We start from the raw sequence: 5103 nt of genomic DNA, 5'->3' as shown, positions 1-5103 counted from the left end.
TAAGATTCTTTAACGCAGAAGAATATGGTAGATTTAACTCTAAAATATAGTTGCTTATTGATTCATTTTGGTTTAATATTGTTGTCAGCATAGATTAACCTCCTTAGGTTTGGTGTTGCAACTTAAATCTAACATATTTGAGGCATCTATGCTATTTTTTTGTAAAATTTTGTTGAAGTAATTTATGGATTTGTATCCATAGAAAAATTTCTCAAATTAATGCACAAGTCAAGTTATATATATAAATATATAATATTATAATATACATATATATAAAGATAGCCGTATAGATTTCAAAATCATGTTACAAAATCAAAATCGTATCTAAACCGCAGTAATACTGTCATTCTTGGCTTTGAATTTGTAACATGTCGTTTTTGTGACAACTTTGTATTGGCAAAAAAATAGCGAGTATAGGTCATCATTATCTATATACTACTTTACCCATGCTCCATATTCATCAACTCGATATCCATCTGGCGTTATACAGTTTTCATACATAACTCCATCCTGATCGAAGCAATAACATTCTCCATCTATCCAAATCCAATGAGACTTGGCCATAATGCAGCTTTCTTTTAAGTAATACCATTTGTCTTTATACTTAGTCCAAGTATCATGTTTTGCGTAACCATCGCTATCAAATAAATACCATTCACCATCTATAAGCTTCCAGGTATCTTTATAGTAGCAATAATTAGCAATATCTGTGCAATACCACCAACCAGTTGAATTTTGATTCCAGCCTAATTTACATTCATTTTTAGGTGCATTTATATAACTAGACTCTCCTGGAATAAATTCAGAGCCAATAATACCACTTACTATTGCATTAGCTAAATTCTCTTTATTAGCGGCATATTTGACCATGTCGGAATAAGTATCAATAAAGCACAATTCTATAAGCATACTAGGGCATGATGGCCCTTTAACTACATAAAGCTTAGACCCATCTTTAATTCCTCTATTTACAAAACCTAATGAAACTATGTTATTAAGAATATTTCTTGCACCTTGTAACTCTCTAGCTCCATAAGTAAATACTTCTGTACCAACTCCACCACCTGCATTTAAATGAATAGACACAAATAAATCTGCATTTCTAGGACTATTATTAACTCTTGCATTTAAGCTAGAACTTACACTTGATGCACTATCTGGTGCGACCTCTATAACTGTATGTTCTAAGGCCTCTAATCTTGTTTTAACCAATGTCCCTATTTCTCTTGTACATTCCTGTTCCTTGTATCCATTTCCTTGAGCTCCTGTATCTGCTCCACTAAGACAATGGCCATAATCTAATGCTATAATCATTTAACATCTTTCCTTTCTATAATAAAATAAAAGGAGTAACCTTAAAGGCTACTCAGCGCTATTCTTGTTTATCTCCTATTCCAGACGTACTAGGGTCTACAATTATGCCTAATAATATAAATATGGTCAATATCGTATTAAGTATATCTGACCAATTAGAAGGGAATATATTATACCCTAATTGTTGTGTTAGCAGCACTATGGCACTCACTATAGCCACCCAAAAAGTTTTACTTGTTAATCTTGCTTTCCAATTAATATTCATTTTTACATTCCACCTTTTCTTATTTAATTAAATTTTCTATAGTATAAATAAAAAAGCCCAATAACGTTGTTGCTCCAAGTCCAATGAGTCCTTTTAGCACACTTGTTAAGGCCTTTAAATTATCACATAAGTTTTTAAGTTCTATCTTGAAACTGGCATTATCCTGTTCTAACTTATCCAATCTATTACCATGATTGTTAAGCCTTTTATCATGCCTTTCCAGATTATCTTTTACTAATTCTTCATTCATATTGCACCTCTTTTTCATTTTATTTTGCATAACAAAAGACACTCACATTTCTGTAAGTGCCTTATATAAACTTTAATATTTTCTAATTTCAAAAGATGTTATTTTTTCATGTACAACATGTTCTTCTACTGAAATATTTGAATTAACTGTTTTATCAAATTCATATGTTAGTTTATTCTCATATTCTGATTTAGTATTGTACCATGACTTAAATTTAGCTACTTCTGAACTTGAAACATCAAAAACTTTTGTTTCTCCATCATTTAAGTTGATTATTAATATTGCTCCTGTTTTAGTATCAGTTGGATTCTCTGGAGCAGGAGTATCTTTTTTAGTTACATTTACTGTACATGATGCACTTAAGTTGCTTCCATCTATTGTAGTTGCTGTTATTGTACATGTACCTTCTTTTAGTGCATTTACTTTTATAATTTTACCATTAGTAGGATCTACTTCTATAGTTGCTATTGAAGGATCACTTATTGTCCATTTCACTCCTACAGCTGTTGGTGTTGTACTTGCAATTAATTGGTCTGAATCACCTTCCATTAAATTCATTATTGGCTTATCTAATGTTATTGATTCATTATATGGCATTAATTTTCCATCACCATTTATATCTATAGCGTCTAATTCTATTCCACCAGCCTCAATTGGAGTAATTTCAACAGTATGAATTCCTAAAGATAAATCCAATTTTTCATAAACTATATTACAAATTGCTGAATCACCTGCACCATAAATCTCTCCTCTAGAATTAAATACATACGAAACACCATCTATTTTTATATTATTTAAAGTAGATTTAGTATAATAATATGTTGCCAGTACTCTAACTTTACTACCATAAAATTTAAATGAGCAAGTTTTTCCCATTTGCATCATATTGTATCCACCATCATATGCCCTAGAATCAGCAAAATAAGCACATCCTGTATCATATATAAACCTGCTATCAGTGTCATCAAATCTTTGCCACCCATTTTCTGGTGATTTTAATTGTTGCCCAACTGTAGCAGCATTAGCTACAATTCCATTTTGAATTGTTCCAAAACCTATCACAACTAATAACATTACAAACATTATACTAAACTTTTTAAAGTAATTTTTCATTTATCATTTCTCCCTTATATTTAATAATAAATGAACGCGCGTTCTTTCTATATATTTATTCTAATTGGAATCTTAGTAAATTCCAATCAAAATCGTAATACAAATTCCTTTATATCTAAGAATTTTAGTAACTTTTTACAAGATTAAATATAATCTAAAAATAAGCAATAAAAAAAGCACTTAATTTGTGCTTAAAATTGCCTATAAGTTTATTAAATTTTCTTAATATATTATATCAGCATAGCAAGGCGTAAGTGGTCCTGTTATGCTACTTGCCCATATATCAATTCTTTTCCCATAATCGCTGTATTCAAAATACCTACTGGCTGTACTAGCTGAATATACATACGTGTTATTAGTAGCATTCAATGTGGCCTTTGTTTCCGTATGGTCATCATACATATTTGCAAATATAGTATGTTCAACAAAATTTATAAAAACTTGTATTTTTTGAATATTTACTATCATAAATTTAGGAGTAAATGATATAGGAAGTGTTTTCTTTAACGCTGTACCTTCTATTCCATTACCACTATCTTGTATAATAATATCACTAGGTAAATATTCTATTCTTTGATATCTTAATCCGCCTAAACTTTGAATATTAGCAGTTCCAATTATCTTATTTCCATTAGTATAACTAATATATCCCTCAACTATTTGAGCTGCTAATGCATTTGCATCTGATGTTTCTACTACAGAAGGTTTTCCTTGAATTCCAAATATACTTTTGTTAGCTTTTATATTGTCACTTATTAAATTAGAATCTCCAATTACATATCCATTTTCATGATAGCCTAAAGGAATCGGCTGATTAATAACACTTGGTGTTATTACAACTGCACCTTTATTAGGCATTGTCCCAATCGATCCAGTATCAATCTCTGTACTAAATATATCTCCAGCTAGTACATGTGAGGCTATTGTATTTCCTTCTGCACTAGCTTTGATAAAAAAACAATCACCTGATGAATTATACCAAACTGTATAAGCTTTCCCAGCTATTAAATTAGGTGATATTGTTGTTCCTGGCTTATAAAACTTTTTCCCATTTATAGTTGTAGCAGCTCCGCCATTATTAGCACTCGCTATAAATGTTTTACTATATCCATTTACTAATGATGATAATGTTAATGTTATAGCAGTTCCTGTTCCTCCTGCTAATTGAAACCTTGAATCTGTTAAATGTGTATTAAATTCATTTGAAGAATTATTAATCTTTATCTCCAATGTTTTAATATCTGTTTTAGTTGCAACAATCACTGTTGGGTCTATCTTTAAAGTAACATTTGAAGAATTACTAACCTCTAAAATTATTTTTAGCATTAAATCTTTTGCACTTCCGTCTGATGGTAAGGGTTTATATGTTTCAGGATATTTACTTATTGCAATTAGATTGTTTTCATCGTCATATATACCGCTTTCCCTTATGGTGAACCCTCCAACATCTCCTGGTATTATCGTTTCTATAACTATCCAATTTTTGTTTGTTTCATGCACATAAATTGAGTTTATATTACCTTCCCACACTTTATTTTTTATATCTGTTTGATTTTCAGTTGGATTGTAGTAAGATCCTCCACCATCCCCAACTTTAAGTTTTACAAAATTAACTTTATTCCCTAGAACATTTGCATTAGCAATCTTGGCTTGACCAATTAATGTAACTAATGTGTAAAATTGTTCACTCATAATTTTTCTCCTTTCAGCATTTATTTAATTATTCTTCCTAACTATGCAGTAGTTGTTGAAGTTATTAATGTTGTAAACTCTGCATACTGCTCAGTTGTAATCTTATCTCCAGCTAAGAATATATCCATAGTTTCTTGAATAGTTTTAAAATCTTTTATCTCTTTCTTCAATTCTTCATTGATTCTACTTCTTAAAATTTTTCCTAATAATTCTTGCATTTTTGTCATTTTACATTCCTCCATTTATTGTTTTATTTTTTTCCTGTTCTAATATATAATTTTCTATTGTTTCAATTTTTTCTCGTGTTAATTGTAACTCTGTCTTTTCTCTATCTTCATATACCGGAATATTGGGTGTTACAGTAACATCTATACTTTTTAATGTTTTCCCCTCTGGTATTTCTACCTCTAAATATAGAATTCCTCCTTGTGGAGTCCTATAACTTCCTGCCATTTGTAAATAAATATAT

General features: G+C 30.1%; 7 protein-coding genes and 1 pseudogene. All 8 read right to left on the bottom strand.

All coding sequences use genetic code 11. The features are described from left to right. Positions 1-135, bottom strand: a pseudogene (locus tag CLPUN_RS26925) (IS701 family transposase); the annotation flags it as partial. Between the two features lie 300 nt (positions 136-435). Next, on the bottom strand, positions 436-1314 hold the full coding sequence (locus tag CLPUN_RS04070; protein ID WP_077846101.1) for an N-acetylmuramoyl-L-alanine amidase: 879 nt from the start codon (positions 1312-1314) through the stop codon (positions 436-438). A 58-nt stretch (positions 1315-1372) separates the two neighbouring features. After that, positions 1373-1579, bottom strand: a complete 207-nt coding sequence (locus tag CLPUN_RS04065) for a phage holin (RefSeq protein WP_077846100.1) — start codon at positions 1577-1579, stop codon at positions 1373-1375. A 19-nt stretch (positions 1580-1598) separates the two neighbouring features. Next, positions 1599-1829, bottom strand: a complete 231-nt coding sequence (locus CLPUN_RS04060) for a hemolysin XhlA family protein (protein ID WP_077846099.1) — start codon at positions 1827-1829, stop codon at positions 1599-1601. A gap of 72 nt (positions 1830-1901) precedes the next feature. Then, entirely contained in the window at positions 1902-2942 is a 1041-nt protein-coding gene (locus tag CLPUN_RS04055; protein ID WP_077846098.1) for an Ig-like domain-containing protein, read from the bottom strand. 222 nt (positions 2943-3164) lie between these two features. Beyond that, positions 3165-4634, bottom strand: a complete 1470-nt coding sequence (locus CLPUN_RS04050; RefSeq protein WP_077846097.1) for a phage tail protein — start codon at positions 4632-4634, stop codon at positions 3165-3167. 41 nt (positions 4635-4675) lie between these two features. Beyond that, positions 4676-4861, bottom strand: a complete 186-nt coding sequence (locus CLPUN_RS04045; RefSeq protein WP_077846096.1) for a hypothetical protein — start codon at positions 4859-4861, stop codon at positions 4676-4678. A gap of 1 nt (position 4862) precedes the next feature. Further along, positions 4863-5103, bottom strand: a 241-nt coding sequence (locus CLPUN_RS04040) for a hypothetical protein (RefSeq protein WP_242954039.1), incomplete at its 5' end; no start/stop codon positions are given.

This window comes from Clostridium puniceum (assembly GCF_002006345.1).
GTDB classification, from domain to species: domain Bacteria; phylum Bacillota; class Clostridia; order Clostridiales; family Clostridiaceae; genus Clostridium; species Clostridium puniceum.
The sequence above is the reverse complement of the archived record's forward strand: the minus strand, read 5'-3'. Positions and strand labels throughout refer to the sequence as shown.

Bases quoted from the DNA above. Each gene is read 5' to 3' on its own strand.
- CLPUN_RS04055 (WP_077846098.1), bottom strand. From the start codon at position 2,942: ATGAAAAATTACTTTAAAAAGTTTAGTATAATGTTTGTAATGTTATTA.
- CLPUN_RS04060 (WP_077846099.1), bottom strand. From the start codon at position 1,829: ATGAATGAAGAATTAGTAAAAGATAATCTGGAAAGGCATGATAAAAGG.
- CLPUN_RS04070 (WP_077846101.1), bottom strand. From the start codon at position 1,314: ATGATTATAGCATTAGATTATGGCCATTGTCTTAGTGGAGCAGATACA.
- CLPUN_RS04050 (WP_077846097.1), bottom strand. From the start codon at position 4,634: ATGAGTGAACAATTTTACACATTAGTTACATTAATTGGTCAAGCCAAG.
- CLPUN_RS04065 (WP_077846100.1), bottom strand. From the start codon at position 1,579: ATGAATATTAATTGGAAAGCAAGATTAACAAGTAAAACTTTTTGGGTG.
- CLPUN_RS04045 (WP_077846096.1), bottom strand. From the start codon at position 4,861: ATGACAAAAATGCAAGAATTATTAGGAAAAATTTTAAGAAGTAGAATC.